At 50.1% G+C, this 20,962-nt stretch carries 18 protein-coding genes; 10 read left to right on the top strand and 8 right to left on the bottom strand.

Translation table 11 applies throughout. The features are described from left to right. Window positions 1–49: 49 nt before the first annotated feature. Together NDI52_RS00940 and NDI52_RS00935 are read left to right on the top strand one after the other, a co-directional pair. On the top strand, window positions 50–265 hold the full coding sequence (locus NDI52_RS00940; RefSeq protein WP_190775600.1) for a DUF2839 domain-containing protein: 216 nt from the start codon (window positions 50–52) through the stop codon (window positions 263–265). Window positions 266–1,325: 1,060 nt separating this feature from the next. Beyond that, window positions 1,326–1,685 (top strand): DUF1815 family protein, encoded by a 360-nt coding sequence (locus NDI52_RS00935; RefSeq protein WP_190775601.1) that lies wholly within the window; start codon window positions 1,326–1,328, stop codon window positions 1,683–1,685. An 817-nt stretch (window positions 1,686–2,502) separates the two neighbouring features. Here NDI52_RS00935 and NDI52_RS00930 read toward each other — a convergent pair. The 5 genes from NDI52_RS00930 to murF all read right to left on the bottom strand — a co-directional run bounded on the left by NDI52_RS00930 (window position 2,503) and on the right by murF (window position 8,640). Next, entirely contained in the window at window positions 2,503–3,306 is an 804-nt protein-coding gene (locus NDI52_RS00930; RefSeq protein ID WP_190775602.1) for an RMD1 family protein, read from the bottom strand. 392 nt (window positions 3,307–3,698) lie between these two features. Further along, entirely contained in the window at window positions 3,699–3,887 is a 189-nt protein-coding gene (locus tag NDI52_RS00925; protein WP_190775603.1) for a hypothetical protein, read from the bottom strand. A gap of 232 nt (window positions 3,888–4,119) precedes the next feature. Beyond that, the gene (locus NDI52_RS00920) at window positions 4,120–5,622 is read right to left on the bottom strand and encodes a family 10 glycosylhydrolase (RefSeq protein WP_190775604.1); all 1,503 of its coding nucleotides are present in this window, start codon (window positions 5,620–5,622) and stop codon (window positions 4,120–4,122) included. Window positions 5,623–6,056: 434 nt separating this feature from the next. Beyond that, complete coding sequence (locus tag NDI52_RS00915; RefSeq protein WP_190775605.1) at window positions 6,057–7,253, bottom strand: lipid-A-disaccharide synthase-related protein; 1,197 nt, start codon at window positions 7,251–7,253, stop codon at window positions 6,057–6,059. 19 nt (window positions 7,254–7,272) lie between these two features. Next, entirely contained in the window at window positions 7,273–8,640 is a 1,368-nt protein-coding gene (murF, locus tag NDI52_RS00910; protein WP_190775606.1) for a UDP-N-acetylmuramoyl-tripeptide--D-alanyl-D-alanine ligase, read from the bottom strand. 1,209 nt (window positions 8,641–9,849) lie between these two features. Here murF and NDI52_RS00905 point away from each other — a divergent pair. The 4 genes from NDI52_RS00905 (at window position 9,850) to NDI52_RS00890 (ending at window position 14,204) form a co-directional block, all read left to right on the top strand. Continuing rightward, on the top strand, window positions 9,850–11,139 hold the full coding sequence (locus tag NDI52_RS00905) for a hypothetical protein (protein ID WP_190775607.1): 1,290 nt from the start codon (window positions 9,850–9,852) through the stop codon (window positions 11,137–11,139). A 406-nt stretch (window positions 11,140–11,545) separates the two neighbouring features. Next, the gene (gene rpsU, locus NDI52_RS00900) at window positions 11,546–11,725 is read left to right on the top strand and encodes a 30S ribosomal protein S21 (protein WP_190775608.1); all 180 of its coding nucleotides are present in this window, start codon (window positions 11,546–11,548) and stop codon (window positions 11,723–11,725) included. Window positions 11,726–12,205: 480 nt separating this feature from the next. Then, window positions 12,206–13,726 (top strand): DUF697 domain-containing protein, encoded by a 1,521-nt coding sequence (locus tag NDI52_RS00895; protein WP_190775619.1) that lies wholly within the window; start codon window positions 12,206–12,208, stop codon window positions 13,724–13,726. A 13-nt stretch (window positions 13,727–13,739) separates the two neighbouring features. After that, window positions 13,740–14,204 carry an SRPBCC family protein gene (locus NDI52_RS00890; protein ID WP_190775609.1) on the top strand — a complete coding sequence of 155 codons (465 nt, stop codon included), beginning with the start codon at window positions 13,740–13,742 and terminating at the stop codon, window positions 14,202–14,204. Between the two features lie 88 nt (window positions 14,205–14,292). Here NDI52_RS00890 and map read toward each other — a convergent pair whose 3' ends face one another. Beyond that, window positions 14,293–15,120, bottom strand: coding sequence for a type I methionyl aminopeptidase (gene map, locus NDI52_RS00885; RefSeq protein ID WP_190789384.1), 828 nt, complete (start codon window positions 15,118–15,120; stop codon window positions 14,293–14,295). Window positions 15,121–15,288: 168 nt separating this feature from the next. Then, a complete protein-coding gene (locus NDI52_RS00880; protein WP_190775611.1) occupies window positions 15,289–15,753 on the bottom strand; it encodes a cupredoxin domain-containing protein in 465 nt (154 codons plus the stop codon). A 272-nt stretch (window positions 15,754–16,025) separates the two neighbouring features. On the opposite strand from NDI52_RS00880, the gene NDI52_RS00875 reads away from it, so the two are divergent. The 4 genes from NDI52_RS00875 (at window position 16,026) to NDI52_RS00860 (ending at window position 19,548) form a co-directional block, all read left to right on the top strand. Beyond that, complete coding sequence (locus tag NDI52_RS00875) at window positions 16,026–16,457, top strand: DUF309 domain-containing protein (RefSeq protein WP_190775612.1); 432 nt, start codon at window positions 16,026–16,028, stop codon at window positions 16,455–16,457. Between the two features lie 463 nt (window positions 16,458–16,920). Beyond that, window positions 16,921–17,466 carry an LptA/OstA family protein gene (locus NDI52_RS00870; RefSeq protein ID WP_242035779.1) on the top strand — a complete coding sequence of 182 codons (546 nt, stop codon included), beginning with the start codon at window positions 16,921–16,923 and terminating at the stop codon, window positions 17,464–17,466. Window positions 17,467–17,610: 144 nt separating this feature from the next. Next, window positions 17,611–18,339 carry an LPS export ABC transporter ATP-binding protein gene (lptB, locus tag NDI52_RS00865; protein WP_190774704.1) on the top strand — a complete coding sequence of 243 codons (729 nt, stop codon included), beginning with the start codon at window positions 17,611–17,613 and terminating at the stop codon, window positions 18,337–18,339. Window positions 18,340–18,366: 27 nt separating this feature from the next. Then, window positions 18,367–19,548, top strand: a complete 1,182-nt coding sequence (locus NDI52_RS00860) for an LptF/LptG family permease (RefSeq protein WP_190774703.1) — start codon at window positions 18,367–18,369, stop codon at window positions 19,546–19,548. A gap of 165 nt (window positions 19,549–19,713) precedes the next feature. On the opposite strand, the gene NDI52_RS00855 is transcribed toward NDI52_RS00860, so the two are convergent. Further along, complete coding sequence (locus NDI52_RS00855; protein ID WP_190774702.1) at window positions 19,714–20,892, bottom strand: endo-1,4-beta-xylanase; 1,179 nt, start codon at window positions 20,890–20,892, stop codon at window positions 19,714–19,716. Window positions 20,893–20,962 lie beyond the last annotated feature (70 nt).

The following is a 20,962-nucleotide window of genomic DNA, read 5'->3' as shown; positions in this document are numbered from 1 at the left end:
GTTATGATCAAGGCAAACTTTGGACTAACCAGTTAATCAACAGAACATTATGGGTGATTCAAAACGCCGTAAAGAAACGCTGGGAGAAAAGTACGGGCAAGAACAAAATGTTCTTCCTTGGTTGCCCTTCAAAAAATCCCAAGCCGCACAGTTTGTGAAATGGAGTACAGCAGGAGCCTGGGCTGGGATTGGTCTTTTGGTGGCCTATTGGGTGGTCATCCGCTTTTTAGGCCCCGTTTTAGGCTGGTGGCAAGTCAATCCCTAATTCTGGTTACAACCCACCTTACCGTCAGATGTACTTCATCTGGCCATGGATGAACTTGAGAACCCGCAGTTACCGTAAGTTCGGCAATTGTGGGTTCTCAAAGCTTTAAACCTGCCCTAGAGAACTCCTACACCCATCTTGCAGAGCCTAAAATAGCGAGTTTGTTCCCACCCAAAATGACAGACTTAGCATTCTCGGTTTTGATTTTTGAATATGGGCAAAATCCACATATAGCAAACTTACTGTAAATCTATACCGATTGATCCCTCTTGATCCACCGTTGGAGTGAGGCGTGAATTGCGTCAATCATCTACTACTAAGAAGTGAATTTTAGTGAAATTCATTACTATCAGCAATTTCCATGGAATATTTTTAGGAAGGGCTAAAAATACTCAAACATGAGTAAAAGTCTTTATTAACTATTTTATTTACTCTTAAAGCAAATCAGGAACATGTTTTGATGGATACGGAATTTATTATTACTTCGTTATCTCAAATTCATCTGCTGCTTTAGAGGCTTGGCACAGATCATCAGGAGTACTGAGTGCTCAAAAGTATTACAAACAAAGGTACTGCAAGGATTTTGTGTTAAGTTTCTGAATTTATCCTGATTATCAGGAGATGCTTTTGAAACTTATATTTATGTAAGTAAAAGATAAGAAATATACTTCAGAAATCTTTTTTGGCACTCTAATATCCATGAGCCAAACTCATTTATTGATATGCAATGAGTTGGAATCAAGTTGACATTCTCCATTACAATTACTATTTGACGGATCATCTGAAAAATTGTTAAGACAGATACGAACATTTCCAGAATTTTTGATTAGCCTATTGATAACATAAGGTATCAAAAAGGGAAGGCTATTCATCAGGGCGATCGCTCATTATTCGCCTCGTTGTTACCAGATTAACTCTCAAGCTTCTTGCGTTTTCGGTTGTATACCCCTAAATGGGTGATTGGCATACTCCTGCCCAGGGCGATAAGATGACCGCAAGATGGAAATATTAAAAAAACATTAAAGCGCTAGAATGGATTATTGGTGATTGGAGGCTAAGGATGTTTGTAAGACTTGCAAAGCAACACCAGCAGTTAGTACAGGACCTCGTCATGAATCTTCAAGCACTGGCAACAGTGCTGGAGCGTCAGGGCTATCTCGCTTCCTGCTATACCTGCGGTGGTCAGATGAACAGCGCTTCTTTTATGGTCAGTCTGGGAGAGAATCATCTGATTCGTTTCCTAGTGTCTGATTATGGAATTACCTGGACTGAGATGCGGGACGATCGCGAACTCATGAAACTAGAGGGCGCAGAAGCCATCAGCCAACTTCAGGAGCTGGCCAACTTAGTGAAGTACCAGATTAAGCCATCTGAACAGTCGCTCGTCCTGGCGGGTTCAGCGTCTGACCTGGTTGGGTAGATAAGTGTTTCTTGCGCGGCCCCAGCGTGAGGAATTGACATAAGTTGAGTAGTTGACTTCTAATCTAACTGTGAAACCGAGGTTGCACTGGGTTAACATTTTGATGCGCTACTAGTTAAAATTTGTGGCCTGTGCCCTCGTGAGGGGATCATTTACCCCACAAAATCCCCTCCTCAAAAGTTAGACTGCACCCAAACGAGTTGGATATTAGCCCAGAACTGGTTGTTAGGTTATACGAGTCTTGCTTAAAGATGCGCGGCTCAAAATCAACGAGAAGGCCCGCGATAAAAGTATTACATCTACCAAACAGTAGGGATTAGAATTCTAATCCCTACTGTTGTCGTATAGAAAAGGGCGATCGATTCTCAGGTGAGCCAAAGTATCTTTGTTATAAATAACCTGAGTTTGGGTTAAGGGTGTTTTCGAGTGCCGCGCGTTGCGCGGCACTCGAAAACGCTCATTTTGGCGTGCGCAAAGCGCACGCCAAAATGAGCACTTCAGCTTATCCCGAACTGAGGTTAAATAAACTCGCATGAAAGAAGCTTGTTATCTGCTAGGGCGATGTTCAAGTTTATGAGGTGTAGGTGGCGTGTAGCACTGAGTACCACAGCACCTACACTTCATTAATCTGCACAGTGCCTTATAAGATTTTTGTGAATCATTAGCTTTGACAGGAGGAGCAACTTCGCCTCTCCTATCAAAACTGGTGCAGTAAAGCCCTACTAGTAGGCTGCGGCCTAAGTTCGCAACCTATGTTTTGTGTGGGGTGCTTCGCACCCCACACAAAACATAGGTGATGGATTTCCGCCTCAGCGTACTAGGAAACTTGAAGGAATAGATCAAATAGCGACAGCATAATTTCAATCACGATGAGGGTTACGACATACCACTCAACACGTAGGCTGCTGTTGTGTTGCAGGAGGTCTAGCACGGTTTCAGCAGTGGTTGAAATGAGTTGGAGTTTCCGCTCCAAAGTCGTATGTCGTTCACGGATTTCATACTCATCTTCCAAACGGCGGTGTAACCGATCTAGCTCAGGAGAATCCCAGAGGAGATCGGGTTTATCGATAATCTCAACACGGCCTACAATCTTGTGTTGAATGGCAAGGGTAGTTCCCAATTGCCGCAAGAGTTCTTTGCCCCAACGCTCTGTTTTAGTAGAGAAGGCAAGTTCGTTCGCAACAGGCTCAACTTTGTCGAAGACTTTGGCAGTACCTTCTTCGTATTGGGCTAAAACGACGCTTTTGGCTAGCACATCTGCCACAATTTGTAGAGATTCAATGGAAAGACTCTGCAGGTAAATGACGCCGTTGTCAGCCTGTCCTGCTCCAGCAGCCACTAACTTCAATGTAACTTCTTCCGTTTCAGGCGTCTTAAACGGGCTTACAATTAAGGGCCGTAAATGGGTAAGGAATGAGGCTTCCTGAATGGGTTCAAGCCCAAACATAACCACAGCCCCGTAGTCAAAAAGAACGGCATATCCCTGTTGCCCAGCAGATACAACTAACGGCTTTTTGGCTAGATATTCCGTTTGCGCTAGGGAATGAAGATCAAGCTTTTCCCCAAGAAAAATTGCTTGAGCGCGAATAGTCTCGCGGTCTTCGAATAATAACTTTTCCATACCATCCGCCTAAATTTTTGCTGATAAAACAGGAGCTTATGAAGCAGATAACCTTTAAGATTTGGGCCATTTTCTATTAACAGCTTCGAGCGCCCAACATCTTCATTAACAGGTATTAAAACCGCTTCACTACTCGCTCTCCTGCTTCTGGGCTAGCAAAAACCACTGGTTATTCAGCAGAACTACGAATTTTTGCAATTCTGATATGGAACATGTAGGGATCATAAACGGTTAAGGCGGCGATCGCTTCTCAGGAAACAATGCCGTGTCCTAAATGAACGACTGATCAATAGACGTTTTCTTATATAAAGTTTACCGCGCCCTCGCCTCTAGTTCTGGCTTAGGGATTACAGTAAATTTCGCCAACGAATAACTGGCTTTGCTTTCAGAATTTAGAGAGCCGTATTACCAGTTCCTTTATTGATACAACCGTTTTTTTGAGTATGGCGACAAACCCGTTGCCACAATACATCCCGCGTACTGGGCGCCCCGAAGGCAAACTCAACGCGATCGCCCATGACACCGCAGGGCACGATTTTAACTTGGCACACCGGGCACGTTTGAGTGACTGTTTCTGCCATACGCAATCTCTCCCTTCGAAACCAATGAAGCGCAATACCTATCTAAGGTAGGGTGTTTAGAGGAAATGCTCCTAAATTCTCCACCCAGAGACGGACCTTTGCTCTTCAGTTTAGGTCGCAACTTGGGGTTCAGCATCCTCCTTTTGGCGGCACCAGCCTCGGCCATACAGAATCCTCCTGAGAAACGAGTTAATTAACTCTTTTTAGAGATGCTGAAGTTAATTCTAGAAACTCAGCGTAGCTGACAGAATTTCCGTTCCCGATCCAGTTGGGGTTCTTGCCAGGAAAAAGCGAAGTGGCTGACAGTTTGGATCTGAGGAGCCGCCTGGCGAATAGCTAGCATTTGTGCTTCCAAAGACGGCCGGCCGCTCATGGATTGTCCCCAGTTTCCAGCGAGGACAGGCTTGACCTGAGACGAGCTAGATGCCTGGGCAACAACCCGTTGCACCTGGCTCACAATGCAGGTTGTATTGCCACAGGTGGCATAGGACATGGGATGCAATTCTAGGGATTGTGGAAACCGATCCCAGGGTTGGAGCCTTGAATCCAGGCCGTTTTGTCCTACAACTTGATTGCCTTCCGGGAAAAATACCGCACCGGCTGGAATACCCCGTTGTTGGGCTGGAGCAGCAGCTTGCGTGAGAAAGTCGATCACACCTTGATAGGCGTGGGCGATCGCCAACCGCCACAAACCCTGTTGTAAGTAAGGACTCCGCTCCTCAGGAGAAGCCAGAGCAAAGGCGGGATCGGGGTTAAGACTTTGCCATAGGGGCTGAGGTTCTTGGGGATAAATAGCTTGCAGATCGATAGCATCCTGCAAGGTAATGTAACCCTGCTGAAGAAATCGGCGCATAGCATCCTGGCCACTCTGGTTCATCGCTCGCTGCAAGAAGGATTGCTGGGCGGATGGGCCATAAATCCACAAATCCTGTACTCGGCTGGCTACGGACGACGCTCCGGATCCTCGTAAGTAGCGAATGTAATCGAACAAGATACCGTCGGGCTGGCGGCGTAGGACAGCTTGCACGAGTGTTGCGTAATCTGTTCGAGCTTGAGCACTGTAAGGGTCGACAAAAACTTCTTCGCTATGGATGCTGCCATCCGTGTTGACACCGGCTGAGCGAGCAGCTTCCAAACTCGTCTGGCCGTAGCCGTTATAAGCTAAAGCCTGGGATGCGCCTGGCCGTTGCAAGTAGGAATAACCAAAATTCATGCTGAACATCCAGGCGTAAACCTTGAGCCCTCGTTCATGACCTTTGGCGATCGCCTCTGCCATCAAATCCCGCCGCTCATAGCCTGATTCGCGTAATACCGCAGGCCACACGGTTGGATTATCGCCGCTTGGCAACAACACTTGTCCAGATCCGAAGACTTCAATGTAAACCTGGTTATAGCCTTTGCTCACAATACGATCCAGAACGCGTTCCATCTCCCCAGGACGAGCATCGCAGGGGTAGAGCCGCAACCACACCGCTTGGTTTTGGGGCCAGGTTTCGTCTCGACAATCTTCCAATTGTTCGGCATGTTGGCGAACAAGACGTCGGTATTGGTTAAGACTGTCGCGATCGCCCTCTAGACCTCGTTGTCGTAGCTGATCCTTCTGGGTTACTTGTTGGCTTGTGAGCTGGCAGAAGGAGGTACGTTGGGCCTGGGCCTTGGGCGGTGAAACAACCCATCCCAGTAGGGTCAGGGTTAACGCCAGGCTTAAGCTGTGAAAACGCTGGATTACGTGCATGGGTGTTGGCAGTACAGGGGTAGCGAATGATGATTTTGCAGGGTTGAAGCCGCTAGAGGCGTTCGACGCCCAATGTTAACTCAAGTGTTTTTTTCTATTACCAAAAATGTGGCTTTGGGGGTTTGTTTTGAGCATTTCAGGTGTGCTTGCAGCGAGTGTTAAGCGTTAGCGGAGATTTAGTTAGAGAGCAAATTATCCTACTTCCAGTTGGGGCGATCGCCACCAACTCGCCTTGACCCAGGAATTTTGTAGCAGCCATATTGGGCTACTCCGCGTCTACGGGGTTTGAAGTAGATTGAAGTACTGCTAAAGGTTAGATTTTCAGATTGTTAGCCAGATTGGACAGTTCTTCTTTCATTCTCAAGTTCTGCGATCCGGGTATTGCTTGACCAACTGGACAGGGGCATAGCTTTTCCACGCCCTTCTTGAACTGGTTAGAGCAAGTCGAGTAAGCAAGCAGCAATGCGGGCAGCGGCTCCCGGAGTACCCATACGGCGACGGCCATTTAAGGCAATTTGGTGACGATAGTTCTTGTCGTGCCGTAGGGTGCGAATGGTTTCTGTCAGGGATGTAGAACCCTGTAAATAAAGGATGGAGGAACCCAGGAGGCGAGTCTGGGCTTCTGCAAAGGCAGGAGTGAATTGCGGACCTTGGCCCGGAAAAGTAATCACAGGTTTTCCAAGACCAACAGCTTGTTCAGTGGCGGTACCGGCCATTGCGATCGCCAGGTGTGCCCGCTGTAAGGTGTCTGCAAATTCGGTCTGGGTTAATCGTAGGGAGTGGTGTTTCTGGGTAAAGGTTTGGGGAGCAGTCTTCTGCCAGCCTTGCTGGAGTAGAGCCATAACCAGGGGTTCGAGCGAAAGACTGGGGGCGATCGCTCCCACGAACTCTATCGGCTCCGCTTCCTCCACCAAGCTCTGGATCTTCTGAAGTATCAGCTTCCAGTTTTCATAGGCTTCGGGATGGCGGGATCCAGGCAATAACGCAATCGTGATCGGCTCCGTTTCCCAGGATGGCTGAGGGCTATCGGTGTCCAGACCATCCATCATTGGGTTGCCTAAATCAAATACGGGCATGGACCAGCGTTTTAGGGTATCGGCAGTCAGATGATCGCGAGGGAAAACAGCCCGACACCGAGAATGGGCCATAAACCATCGATCCCAAGGTAAATAGACAGATCCTGACCAGCTTTCCATCTGCTCAAACCAGGTGCGCCGCGTTAGCACTCCCGATTCATCCCGGAGATAATATTCCGACTTTGCCGTGCCTATAAAGCTATAAGATGCCCCACTGGCCCAGGCAAACATGAGAGGGACAATATCGCCCACCGCCAAAATATGCCCCCCATCGGCAGCCCATTGGCGCACAGTACGGATTTGGGCCAGAGTCAATTGTACGAGTCCACCCCTTAGATCTCGGGCTAGTTGCCGCCCATCCATATAAACAAAGCCACCAGAGGGCATTGCTTTGACGGTCCCGACAATCGGAATACCAGCTCGCTCGTAGGTACTTCCCTCCCCTACGATCGGCAGCGCTACGAGTTCCTTTTGCCCAAGAGCCTGAAGAGCTTGCAAGACTCGCACGGCGATCGCATCCTCGCCATGGCCATTACTCAAACACAGTAGTCTCATTCCAGGAGCATCCTTTACATCAGGCTGGGGCATCCCCCAAGCGAGCCACAACCTGAGACACCACCTTATCCAATTCCATCGAACGGGATGCCTTAAAAAGGAGGCGATCACCAGGCTGCACCAACGCGCTGAGCCGTTGTGCCAGAGTTTCATGACTTTCAAATGCTTCTGCAGGCACTGGAGCGGCCCCAGACATTAAAGCTTCCTGCTCAGCGGGGTCAGCCAGGACCAGCAAACGATCGAGCTTCAGCTGGCGTACAGCAGCACCGACGCGGTGGTGGAGTTCGGGCGATCGCTCTCCCAGTTCTTTCATCGTGCCCAATACTGCAATGCGTCGCTGACCTGGCGTTTCTGCCAGCAAATGGAGAGCAGCCAACATGGATTCCACTCCCGCGTTGTAGGTTTCATCCAAAATCACCACATCCCCGGGAAGACTGTATCGCTGAGCACGCCCTTTCGGTAATTCCACGGTTATTCCCTGGGTAAGAGGTTCCCAATCAATGCCCACAATGCGAGCTACGGTTAGGCCTGCCAGGAAGTTAAGCGCATTATGTCGCCCGGGCAGAGGCAAAGGAAACGTCAAGCCTTCAACTTGAAGGGTTTGAGCATTGAGCAGGTGGCCCTGAATGTCACCGCCTTCCAAGCCATAGGTAAGGGTTTTTCCGCTCCAAACCTTGGCTGCCGTACTGATCAACCGGGCATTGTCATGGTTCAAAACCGCAATCCCTGTTTCAGGAAGCTGCTCCAGCAGTTCGCACTTGGCCTGAGCGATCGCCTGCTCTGAGCCCAGACGGCCAATATGGGCCGTACCGACATTGGTAATGACCGCAATGTCAGGACGGGCAATCTGGGTCAAGAGAGCAATTTCTCCACTGGCCCGCATTCCCATTTCCACCACAGCAAATTGATGAACCTCAGGATCTAGCTCCAGCAAGGTTTTGGGAACACCAATTTCGTTGTTGAAATTGGCCTGTGTTTTAAGGACAGAGCCGCAAGTTCCCAAAACTGCCGCAATCATTTCCTTGGTCGTGGTTTTGCCAACAGAACCTGTAACTGCAATCACAGGGCCGGGAAATTGCTCCCGCCACCAACGCCCCAGAGTTTGATAAGCCACCAGAGTATCGGGAACCTGCAGGACAGGCAGATCTTCAATGCCCGGAACGGGTTCTGAAACAACAGCAGCGATCGCTCCTTGCTCTAGAGCCGTCCGAACAAAGGCATGGCCGTCAAAGCGATCGCCCCGCAATGCCACGAACAGTGACCCAGGAGGTACAACACGACTATCCGTTGTCACCCCCTGAATAGTTTGTTCGCGGGGCAATCCCCCCTCGCTCACCCGTGCCGCCAGAACATTCACGACTTGCGAAAGCAAACACCGACAACCCATGTTCAAGATTCGCCCATTAGATCAGCAGTCATCATACCGTTTTGCATGGCGCTCCTGTGCTCTCTACCTAAATTGGCAGCAATTCTCATTTTGATATCCAACCCGAAAATAGCCCGTCGAAGGCGGGCTATTTTCGGGTTTCAAAGCTAAGAGTTCGTGCCCGACGGGCACGAACTCTTAGCTTTGAAACCCATACTGAGAATTGCTGCTCAATTGAGTTCATTGGCGAGGAATGGAAAGCGCATCTTCCTCGAAAACATTTTTAGTCGGGATAACCGACTGCAAGTTTGAGGAAATATTGCATTCCTGTGCAGCTCTTAAAATGTTTTTGAAGGTTGAAATGAGTACGGTTTATTTCAACTTTCAAAAACATTCAGGGTTACTATCAATAGCCCAACTCATTAATCATAAAATCCCTAGAAGCTGTGCCGTCTGCCAACTGAGTAGCAAAGCTTTTGGGGATTTTATGATTAATTAAACCTACCATTTTAATAGGCTTTCTAAATGTTCAACCTCTATCGTTGCATCACGTTTCAACCCAGATTTTGCTGCCCCTTCCATCCTTCTCAAGCCTTATACAGGGGAGTTATGAGTATGTTCAGTTTTGCTGTGCCGCAGGAACGCAAAGGGTTGAGCCCTAACTCCCTGAAGTGGCAACAAAACTGAATGAACTACCAAGATAGAGGGTTTCGCCCATCACGCCTAATTTCAATTCACCCGGCATAGTAGATTGGCATCAGCCCTGTTCCTTACAAAATGATTGAGGTATCTACCTGAGTTTCAGTGTAGGTACGGGGTATGCAAAGGGTGCCGAAAGTCAGCAGAATTACCGGATACAACCGTAGGGGAACGATGTAGGTTTAAGTCGTTGCTCCACAACGGTTATTTTGCCAACTTCATCAAAAATTTAAGGGCCTGGTGACTTTGATCACATGGGCTTGATCGGAGCTCACGTACTATTGGATACATAACAGATTCAGCAATGTGCCCTACCATCACAGTTGTGTGTTGGCGGTGGCTCCTTTATTCATTTTCGGTGTCACAAAAAGCCTTGTGTAAAGAGGTGAACTATGAGATGGTGTGAAGTCGAAATTGAATTTAGGAGCGATCGCGAGGAAAACCACACGGCATAGAGCAAGGTTGATGTGATCTATCAGTTGGTTAACGGATAAAGAAGGTTACTCATTTAGGACAGAGGGGAGTGCTGAGGTGACAGCAGCAGTAAGTGGAAGACTACATCGACACATAACTCCCGATGAGCAGCGGATCTACGACCATCTGCTCCACTGGATTGATAAGGAAACGCCCGAGGAAATGCTGGAGCGATTCCGCTCTCTCTTCATTGAGGGAACAAACTATCCTGATCCTGAGATCATGGCGTCTCTGGAACGGGTTGTAGGATCGCGTGCAGCCGCCGACGAGTTTCGCTTCGTACTCAATCGTTGCTGCCACATTTTAGTGAACCGTTGGCAGGCCAATCACTCGCACCAGATGGCCATTCCTAAGCTAATGGAACTGTTTGAGGTGAGTTCTACCTCAGCTTATGTCAGCACCCGGACTCGCGCCAGATCCTTTAAACGTCAGCGCGATTTAATTCGACAATTCACCGAAACTGAACAGTATCATACGCTCCATCGTCTAGCCGAGGTGCTCTCTCAGGCTGCCGAAGCAACCCCTACGAATCGTACCCTGGGTACTCTGATTCGCCGCTACCCTTACCTCTATGAGCACTGTCTGCTCAGCGAGGATGCCACCTCTGAGCATCAGAGTACAGTGCGGCAAATTCAGGTTGAGATGCAGCGGAAATTCGAAATTGACTTGTCCCAATACGTCACTTATCAGGTGCGCCGGGCTCAGTCTGAAGCCGTTTCTCGCGTTCTAACCACTCCTTCTCCCCGGATCATTCAGCCAGTCGCAAACCCGACATTACTGAGTGAGCAAGAGTTTAAGCAGGCTATCAAGCATTATGTAGGCCGGGTAGACGGTTCCCGCTCCTACAAAGACATTGCCCATAGTTTCCTGGTGCAGAGTACGCACAATCAGACCTTCCGCAACTTCAAAGATGATTTGTACGACTACATCACTGTTTCGGTGGGAGGGGATTACGGGCGCCGCAAGTTTAACAAGCAACTGAGCACACATCTGGATTCCATTCTGCCCGACAGCAATAACCAGAAGCTGAATGATTTCCTCATGGTGCGAACCTGTAGTCAGCTTTTTAACTTCCTGGTGGTAGAAAGCTTCCAGTCCCCTAATCACTTTGTGTTTGTGGATTTGCTGACAAACCTTGGCCCTATCCTTACCACAGGAATTCTGCTCAAGATCGTCCTGCTGTGCCGCAAGGTGAAGCCCGTTTTAGAGCGGCGTTTCTCGATTCTATTCTCCCATTACGAAGAGCACACGCGGGATATGGTGCAGTGGCTCGTGATGGCTATGGAGAATTTGCATCTCGCTCTAAGTGCAAACTTTGGTTCCATCGATTTGTCTTTTATTCGTTAAGTATTGAAAGCTTGTTTACTGAGAAATCCGAGGAAGGCTTTGTGCTTTTCTCGGATTTTTATTAGTACTCTGTCAAGGAATTTTTGAGAGGCCTACAACCCCCCAAAAACTCCTTAAATTTCCTAAATTTAATGTTGAAGTGAGGGGTAACCTCACACTTAAACATTGACAGATCACTAGGCAGGCTGAACTTATAAAGACCTACAGCAAAATCTATTGCAGGCGCGACATTCAGGGTCGTTTGAACCGGATGAGATCCGGTAAAATGTGTAAGGTTATTCTGGTTCGATGTGTTTCTGTCGATAGAGCAGCGGGGTGTTGACGGAAAATCGTTATTTTAGGTTTTGTATCCGCTATTCTGAAAAAAGTCCACAATCTTAGAGTCCATTGTCAAGGAGTGTTTCGCATGACCCAAGTGGTCTTAGGAGAAAACGAGGGGATCGAATCTGCATTGCGTCGGTTTAAGCGTCAGGTTTCCAAGGCTGGAATCCTGGCCGATGTAAAGAGCCATCGTCATTTTGAAACGCCGCTCGAAAAGCGTAAGCGTAAAGCGGTAATGGCTCGTCGCAAGCGTCGTTATCGTTAATCTCTAGCTGCTTGTTCTCGGTGCCCCTCATCAGCCCATGGTCTACCTGGATGAGATCTGCTTTTAGGCGATCGCACTCCTCCGTAGCCCTCCAGATTGATGGGGGGCATTGTCTTATTACTAGAGGCTGTTTTAAAGTCATTTTTCGTGCGCTTGGCGCACAAAAAATGACCCTTTTAGTCAGTTTTAAAACATGCTCTAGTGTCGCATTTAGTTAGGAAATTTGGGGAGCAAGTGAGAGCAGTTCTCCCACTTGCCCCTAATGCCCTAATTAAATGCGACAAAGGCTAGATATAGGGACCGGATGATCGGCGTTTCTCTGCTTTACAACCTAATTCTGTACGGGTTCTACGACCCCAGAAGCAATGCATTAGACGATAGGCTTAAAGAGTGGGTTCTACGGTTAATGTGTGCTGATAGAAACCACTCTTTGAGTGTTCACGTCGCCGGGAGGATAGGGTTGTGAGTTTTTCGGCATCGATACCCGAGCCAGAGAAGCAGACTGGGCGCTTTAACTCTCCCCCTGATGCCACAGCGATCGATCGGGACCTGGAGTCGATCCTTGGCGATTTCCGCGATATTCAATCGAACCTGCACTACGAACGCGCTCGTAATGCTCTACGAGATCTGGTCAATAATTTAGATTTGACGGCACGCGAGCGTAGCGGCCTGGAGCCAGACATCCATAGCCTACAAAACCTGTTGGAGAAACTAGAACACCAGGTTGTGAATATTGCCGTCTTTGGGATGGTAGGGCGGGGTAAATCCTCCCTGCTCAACGCCTTGATTGGACAGCCCGTCTTTAGAACAGGGCCAATTCATGGAGTAACCCAAGGCGTAGAAACGGCGAACTGGACGGTGCAGAAGGAAGCGCTTGCAGGAAGCGATCGCCCCATCGTGCGTGTCTCTTTAACGGGTGCAGGCGGCTCTCAGATCCAGGTTATCGACACCCCCGGTATTGATGAGGTGGATGGAGAGACCCGAGAGTTTTTGGCCCATCAGGTAGCCCGTCAAGCCGATCTCATTCTGTTTGTGGTGTCGGGCGATATGACCCGAGTGGAATACGAGGCACTGTCACAGTTACGGCAGGCTAGTAAACCGATGCTATTGGTATTCAACAAAATTGACCAGTACCCCGATGCCGATCGGCTGGCGATTTACGAGAAGATTCGGGATGAGCGGGTGCGAGAACTGCTGTCTCCTGATGAGATCGTCATGGCCTCGGCGGCCCCCATGGTCGCGACAGGCGTACGTCGGCCCGACGGCACCCTGGCAATGCAGATGCAGCGGGGAGAGGCTCAAGTAGATACCGTCAAGCTCAAAATTTTGGAGGTTCTCCATCGAGAAGGAAAATCCCTGGTAGCGTTGAACTCGATGTTGTTTGCAAACGATGTGAACGACCGTCTGGTACAGCGCAAATTGGAGATTCGCGATCGCAGTGCTAACCAGGTGATCTGGAACAGCGTTATGGCAAAGGCGGTAGCGATCGCCCTCAACCCCATCATGCTGGTTGATGTCGTGAGTAGTGCCGTTATCGACGTAGCGATGATTCTGGCACTATCGAACCTCTATGGGTTACCCATGACTCAAAGAGGTGCCACTTCGCTGTTGAAAACCATCGCCATTGGCCTGGGGGGTGTCACATTCAGTGAACTGTTCGTTACCCTGGGATTAGGATCCCTGAAGAGTTTACTGGGAGCAGCAGCTCCTGCCACAGGCGGGCTGTCTCTAGCTCCCTATGTCTCAGTGGCCTTAACGCAGGCCGCAGTAGCTGGGGTTTCGACCTACGCTATTGGCCAAGTAGCCAAGGTTTACCTGGGAAACGGTGCATCTTGGGGACCTGAAGGCCCTAAAACGGTGGTCAAGACCATCCTGGATTCTCTGGACGAAGCCTCCATTCTCAGTCGGATTAAAGATGAACTACGGACAAAGCTGGATTTACAACGTCGGCATCCCTCGGACGCGCCGCTGGAAAACGAGCCGCGCCAAGGTCGGCAGTAGGAGTCGTAAGCGGATGGCCAGCTATCAGGTGTTTGAGCAGTCCATTCAAGTCAATGCGAGTGCGACGTCAGTGGAGCAGTGCTTTACCGATCTGACATTGATGCACCGCTGGTTAAATCCTGCGCTGCGGTGTGAAGCTCTGGGAACCTGGTCTACCGAACTGGACAGCAAAAGCCGCTTTGTGATTCAGGTGCCGCTAGTGCATCCGGCACTGATCAGCACGGTGGTGGAACGGGAACCAGGTCTGGTGGTGTGGCAGTTTTCAGGATTCTTTGAAGGGCGCGATCGCTGGGAGTGTCAGCCTAATGAGCAGGGAACTCGGCTGGTCAACCGCTTCGAGTTCAAAATTCCGAACCCCGTTGTTCGCTTCGGTTTCAATACCTTTGCAGCTCGATGGACACAGCAAGATATGCACGCGCAATTGCGGCGCTTAAAGCGAGTCGCTGAAGAGGTGTATCGGCTGACAGGCCGACTGTAAGAGAACTTACATATTTGTGCCGGGTGTGGTGTACTTCGTACACCACACCCGGCACAAATGCTCTCAGTATTTTGTATGAATAGAACGACTATAGCTGAGTGCGATCGGTCAGAATTTCATAACCCGTTGCGGTCACCAGAACCGTATGTTCAAACTGGGCTGAGAGGGAGCGATCGACCGTTACCACGGTCCAGCGATCGCTCAAGGTCTTGGTAAACTTACTGCCCACATTGACAATCGGCTCAATCGCCAGAGTCATGCCCGGTTTCAGCTTCACATTGGGCAGCTCCTTGGTGCGGTAATTGAACACCGAAGGTTCTTCGTGCAGATTGCGCCCAACACCATGTCCGGTGTAGTCCTCCACGATATGGAGACCTGTGGGTTTGACATAATCCTCGATCGCCCCAGCAATATCCATCAGGGTATTACCGGGCTTCACCTGCTCAATGCCTTTGTATAAGGCTTCTTCCGCTACCTTAATCAGTTCTGCCGCTGGCTTTGAAACTTCACCGACTGCAATCGTGATGCAAGAATCACCATGAAAGCCCTGGAAGTAAGCGCCGGTATCGACCTTGAGCACATCCCCTTTGCGAATTACCTTGCGGCGGTTGGGAATACCATGCACGACTTCATTGTTAATACTGGAACAAATAGACCCCGGAAAGCCATGATATCCCTTGAAACTTGGGGTTGCTCCCATCTCGCGAATGCGATGCTCAGCATGAGCATCCAGATCTGCTGTGGTCATACCCGGCTCCACCATCGCCGCGATCTCGTTTAACACAGTCGCAACGATGCGGCCTGACTGCCGCATGATAGCGATTTCCTCAGCATTTTTAATTTCGATACGGCGGCCCTGGTTGGTAACACGGGGCGGTGGTGTGGGCAGGGAAAGCAGATTGGTGAGGAAATTCATGGGTAATAGCAGACAGGGGGTGGAGTGTCAGTACAGGTAGGGTGGGCAATTTTTGGTGGGATGGCAAAGTTAAACCGGCCCATTTTTAAAGTAACGCAAGTTATTCCGAATCCGCTGACGATCAGCAAGAGTGGCGCTACGCAGCGTACAGAACCACCCCTTGCAAGATTAGGGGGCGATCGCAAGCTCGCCCACCATGCCACCTTCAGCGTGTCCTGCAACGGTACACTTCAGCTGATAGGTGCCAGCTTTCAAGGGCACAAACACCCATTCTGCCACGGCACCTGGCTTCAGTTCCAGTTCATGGATTGCCCCTTTCACTTCTACGTTGCCTGCTTCGACTTTCTGGGTCCAGATACCGTCAGCAAAGTCCTTCGAGGTGAAATAGTGCTTCAGAGAACTGGGGTTATCGAGGGTCAGGCGATAACGCTTACCTGCTGAAAACTCCAGGTGGTCGGGTACAAATTTGAGGTCTCCAGCTTCAGTACCCAGGTGAACGGTTACATCAGTCACCATGTTCTGGTTAGCGGGGCTGGCGAGCGCCACTGCCGCTTCAGGTAGGACTCCCCCAATCCATACCAGGGCAACCAACCCCACCAAAAGAATGTTCCAGATCCATTGTGTTTGTCGCATTACGAACCTCCTGGGATAGGGGGAGTAGACCCCATTCTTTTACCGTTAAGATGTTGGAAGCAAACCGATAAAGCACTTCCAGGCTCAAACCTAACCAATTGTCTTTACTCTACATTTCATTGGGGTAGTGTTCTAGAGCTGTGGATAGGGTGTGGTGAAGGGAGCCGTTATGCCCCTTTCACCACACCCTATCCACAGGTTTGAACCATGACACTTTAGATGAACTGAGATAATTGGAAAGCAGAGGTCCATAGTTCTGGAGACATCGCAGCATGGATGACCCCATCCCAGTCGAATTTTGGCAAGGTATCGACGAGTTCAATCAGGGCGAGTATTACGCCTGCCACGATACCCTTGAGGCTATTTGGATGGAAGCGTCAGAACCACACCGCACTTTCTACCAGGGCATTCTACAAATGGCTGTAGCTCTGTATCACCTGGGCAATGGCAATGGCCGGGGGGCAGCCATTCTTCTCGGGGAGGGCATGAAGAGGCTGAGACCCTATCAACCCGATTATGCTGATGTGGATGTAGAAAGCCTTTTGGAGACGGGCTATGGCTTGCTTGTGGTGCTGCAATCCCTGCCGCCGGAGAGCCTACCAGAGTTCTGGCAGAGCCTGCTTGCAGGGAAGCATTCTGAGGTTTCTCTGCCCAGGGTTACCCGAGCAGCTCAGGGTGACACCTCACCTGCCCTAGAACACTAAGGAGATTTCCAGATAAGAACTTCCCCATTATTTGGAAAAAAGGCGCGGCTTCGCCGCGCCTTTTTTCCAAATAATGGGGAAATTGTTTCTCAGAAATCTCCTAAATTCCTTTCAGTCTGTTTCAAACGTATGGATGGGGTGTGGAAGGGACATTTCGTGCCCCTTCCACATCCCATCCACCGTCTAGAACACTTCCCTCCCTTCCGATTTAATTGAAACTCACTTTGGGATAAGCCTAAGTACACATCGAAAAAGCCTTTCACCCAAACTTCGGTTAAAAAGGTTTTTGAGATTTGATATGAGGCCGTGAGCTTCCCTGGAACCCAAGGCCATTGTCTAACGTCCGGGATCTCACCTGTCCGCCTCGTAAAGAGAATCAGTGTATGATGAAAACGCGATTCTGACGGATTCAGAACGCATTTCATCGTCCAATATTCGGTCTGGCTTCTCTTCGAGTTCTTCTATGAAGTCTCCGTTCCCTATGGCTCAACTATTTCGTCGTCGCTGCGCTGCCGGGCTCGCGATAGCTACGCTGACTACCGTTGTGGGAGTTGGGTTCATGCCCGCGAAATTGTCGGAGGCGATCGCCCAGACTGCCCCGGCCGTTGATCCCGAAGCTCGTCAACCCCTGCGCCTGGAATCTGACATCCAGGAAGCGAACTCCATCACAGGGGTCGTCACAGCTCGAGGTAATGTGCGCATCTTCTATCCTGCCCGCCAAATGCAAGCTACCGCTGTGCAGGCACAATACTTCAGCCGAGAGCGTCGCATTGTACTCACAGGCGATGTTTATGTGCTGCAAGCAGGCAACAGTATGCGCGGAGAAGCCATTACATACCTGCTAGATGAAGGGCGATTTGTGGCCTTCCCCGACCAGGGTGAACAGGTCGAAACCATTTACCTGGTGCCAGATAACACCCTGCCGGAGACGGTTCCAGGTGCCGCTGCTCCCCCGGCCGATGGCTTCAATCCAAAACCAGATTTTAAGGGGCCGACGAGCAATCCCTAGCTTCTTTAAAAATCTTGAGAGGTCTTCGGCCCCTCAATATTTTTGAAGTCTAGCGATTGACAAAACACCTGTTCAGGTCGCCGGGGCCAACCTGCTGGTAAAATCACAAAGACAGTCTTGGCACCGTATGACTGGGGTACGCCCTTGAAGATCCAGCTGGAAAATATCCATAAATCCTACGGCAAGCGAGCAGTCGTGAGCCGGGTCAATCTGTCGGTCGCGCAGGGAGAAATCGTTGGGCTATTGGGGCCAAACGGAGCCGGAAAGACCACCACTTTCTATATGGTGACGGGTATCGAAAGGCCGGATACCGGGCGTGTTTCCCTCAACAATCAAGATATTACCTCGCTGCCAATGCCTGAACGGGCTCGTCTAGGCATCGGCTATTTAGCACAAGAACCCAGTGTCTTTCGCAACTTGACCGTGCGAGACAATATCCTACTGGTGTTGCAGCAAACTCAAGTTCCCCGAGATGAGCAGGGCGATCGCCTGTACAAATTGCTCAAAGAATTTCGTTTAGAAAAGGTGGCCGATACCCTCAGTAGCCGTGTTTCCGGTGGAGAGCGTCGCCGTACCGAAATTGCCCGGGCTTTGGCCTCGGGTCCTGACGGTCCCAAATTTTTGCTGCTGGATGAGCCCTTTGCTGGAGTTGATCCGATTGCCGTTGCCGAGATTCAAACGATCATCGCCCGGTTACGCGATCGCCAAATGGGCATTTTGATTACCGACCACAATGTCCGGGAAACCCTGGCGATTACCGATCGTGCTTATATCATGCGCGACGGCCAAATTCTTGCCTACGGTACCACCCAGGAACTCTATCGCAACCCCCTGGTACGACAGTATTACCTGGGAGAGGCGTTTCAAGTTTAACGGTTCGCACATTCAAAACTTTTTGTTATGGCTACCAGCATTTCTAACTCGCCGCAACCGTTGTCCTGGAGCGATCGCCTCTTCCGCATCTCCGTGATGGATCGCTATTTATTTAGCGAATTGCTGGTTCCCTTTCTGTTTGGAGTCGGCATCTTTACTGCTCTTGGAGTCTCCCTCGGTAACCTGTTTTACCTGGTTAACCAGGTCATTGATAAGGGGTTGCCGATTACAGACGCGATGCAGGTAATGTTGCTGAACATTCCCCAGTTCATCGCCTATTCCTTCCCCACATCAGCGCTGCTCTCGGCTCTACTCACCTTCAGCCGCCTCTCCAGCGATAGCGAATTAGTCGCACTTAAAAGCTGTGGTGTAACGGTCTACCGCATGATCATCCCGGTCATGGTGTTTTGCGTGCTGCTGACGGGTCTGTTATTCCTCTTCAACGAAAACCTGGTACCTGCTGCGAATTACCGGGCGAAAACGACCCTCAACCGAGCTTTAGATCGCGCTGATCGCAATTTTCGCGAAGAAGATATTCTTTATCAAGAATTTGATAAAGTGCTGCGTCCCAATGGTCGAGAGGGCGAAATGATGTCTCGCCTCTTTTACGCCAAAGAGTTCGACGGCCAACAGATGAGGGGACTGACAATCCTGGATTTCTCCCGAGGTGAACTCAGCCAGATTATCAGTGCGAAAACGGCCGTTTGGGACCCTGAGACCAGTGTTTGGAATTTTCAGGATGGGACGATCTATGCCGTTTCTCCAGACGGTTCGTTCCGAAACATCATCAAATTTAAGCAGCAAACGCTTCAAATTCCTCGAGGCCCCTTGGATCTGGCGACAGAATCCCGTGATTACGGCGAGATGAACATTGCCCAATCCTTGGATTACCTTGACGTAATGAAACAGAGCGGTGACGTTGACAAAATCCGGGAATTAGAGGTCCGCATCCAACAAAAGTACGCCTTGCCCTTCACCTGCATCGCCTTTGGGCTTGTCGGAGCGGCCCTTGGGGCACAACTGCGTCGTACGGGCCGGGCAACAGCTTTTGCAGTCAGTATTGTGCTGCTCTTCGCCTATTATTTAATTGCATTCTTGACGGGGGCGATCGCCCAGGTTGGAGTCATTCCGCCAAGCTTTGGAGCCTGGTTCCCCAACCTTTTCGCTTTCAGTGCAGGGCTTTTCCTGCTGTACCGTGCATCTCGATAAATGAGGACTGATGCAATGTTGCGTGTGGTGTGCAAATACACCACACGCAACATTGCATCAGTCCTGAAGATATAGCAATGTGCAAGTGCGTTAAGTACAGCAACGGTGGTGTGGGGCACGAAGTGCCCCACACCACCGCACTTAATCAACGTGCACAGCGCTATATTACGACTGGGAGACCTGGCGAGGGGGGGCCTGGGCGATCGCCCGCGCAATGGCATTCCAGGCAAGTTTTGGCCGATGGTTCTGGTCGTAGGGAAGGGGCCGTACCGGGAGACCGTCTCGGCGAGGTTTTTCCCCAGACAACCAGGTGTAGCGATCGCTTAATCCCCAGGTAATCACCCCAATAACAGCTGCTTCCTGTAGCAGGATCGTCAAATAGTCTTCATAGGTAGCCGCGACGTAGCGATCGCGTAAATCAATATCTCGGGGTAACTGCTGGTCAATTACATCCAGCTCTGTCACCATAACTTTCAAGCCTAAACGAGCAATGCGGCCAAAATACTGCCGTAGCTTGCCAGCATGAATTTGCTGCAACTTGGCTGCATTCAAGTGAGCCTGGGTCCCCAAACCATGGATAGGAACTCCCTTATCCAACAAACGTTCGATTAATTGCAGGACTGCAACCCGCTTTTTCTCATCCTTGGGGTTAGCAAAATCTAGATTGAAGTCGTTGTAGAACAGCAAGGCTTTTGGATCAGCCTCATGGGCTAGCCGAAATGCTTTTTCGATATAGCTTTCACCCATTAACCGGAGCCAGGGTGTATTGCGAAGTCCCCGCGCTTGCCCCTGCCCCGGAGCGATCGCCTCATTCACCACATCCCACGAATGCATTTGCCCGGCATATCGTGATACCACGGTCTGGATATGGTCTGCCATAAACCGCTCAGCATTATTGGCATGAACAGTGTCCTTAAACCAGGGCGGTAAACCCTGGTGCCACACCAGGGTATGACCGCGCAGCATCATGTTGTGTTTCTGGGCAAAGTGAATCAGGCGATCGCCCCGCTCATAGTTATAAGTTGTGGGGGTTGGACGTAAAGCCTGCCACTTCAGCTCATTGGCAGGCACCAGCATGGCGCACTCCTGGGCAAACCGCTGGGCATAGACCGCATCTTCCCGGATGGGACGAGCGGTAGTGGATGCACCAAAGATGAGATTCTTGTCCCGAGCTCGGGCCTGAAGTGACTGAGAACCTTCAACGCTAAAATCGCGATCGCGAAGAGAACGTTCCAACCCTGAGGTTGCATCGATAATCTGATCCGTAGAGGCTGTGGCGAGCGCTCCCACCACGACTCCAGCCCCAAACTTCAAAAAACCGCGCCTGTCGAGGTGGTCACCCATGTGTCTTAATCCCTTCTAAAGACCCAAACAGATTGTGCGCGGTACGACGCACCACGCACAATCTGTATTG

The sequence above is a fragment of the Leptolyngbya sp. PL-A3 genome, from assembly GCF_039962325.1.
Lineage (GTDB): Bacteria > Cyanobacteriota > Cyanobacteriia > Elainellales > Elainellaceae > Vacuolonema.
The sequence above is the reverse complement of the archived record's forward strand: the minus strand, read 5'-3'. Positions and strand labels throughout refer to the sequence as shown.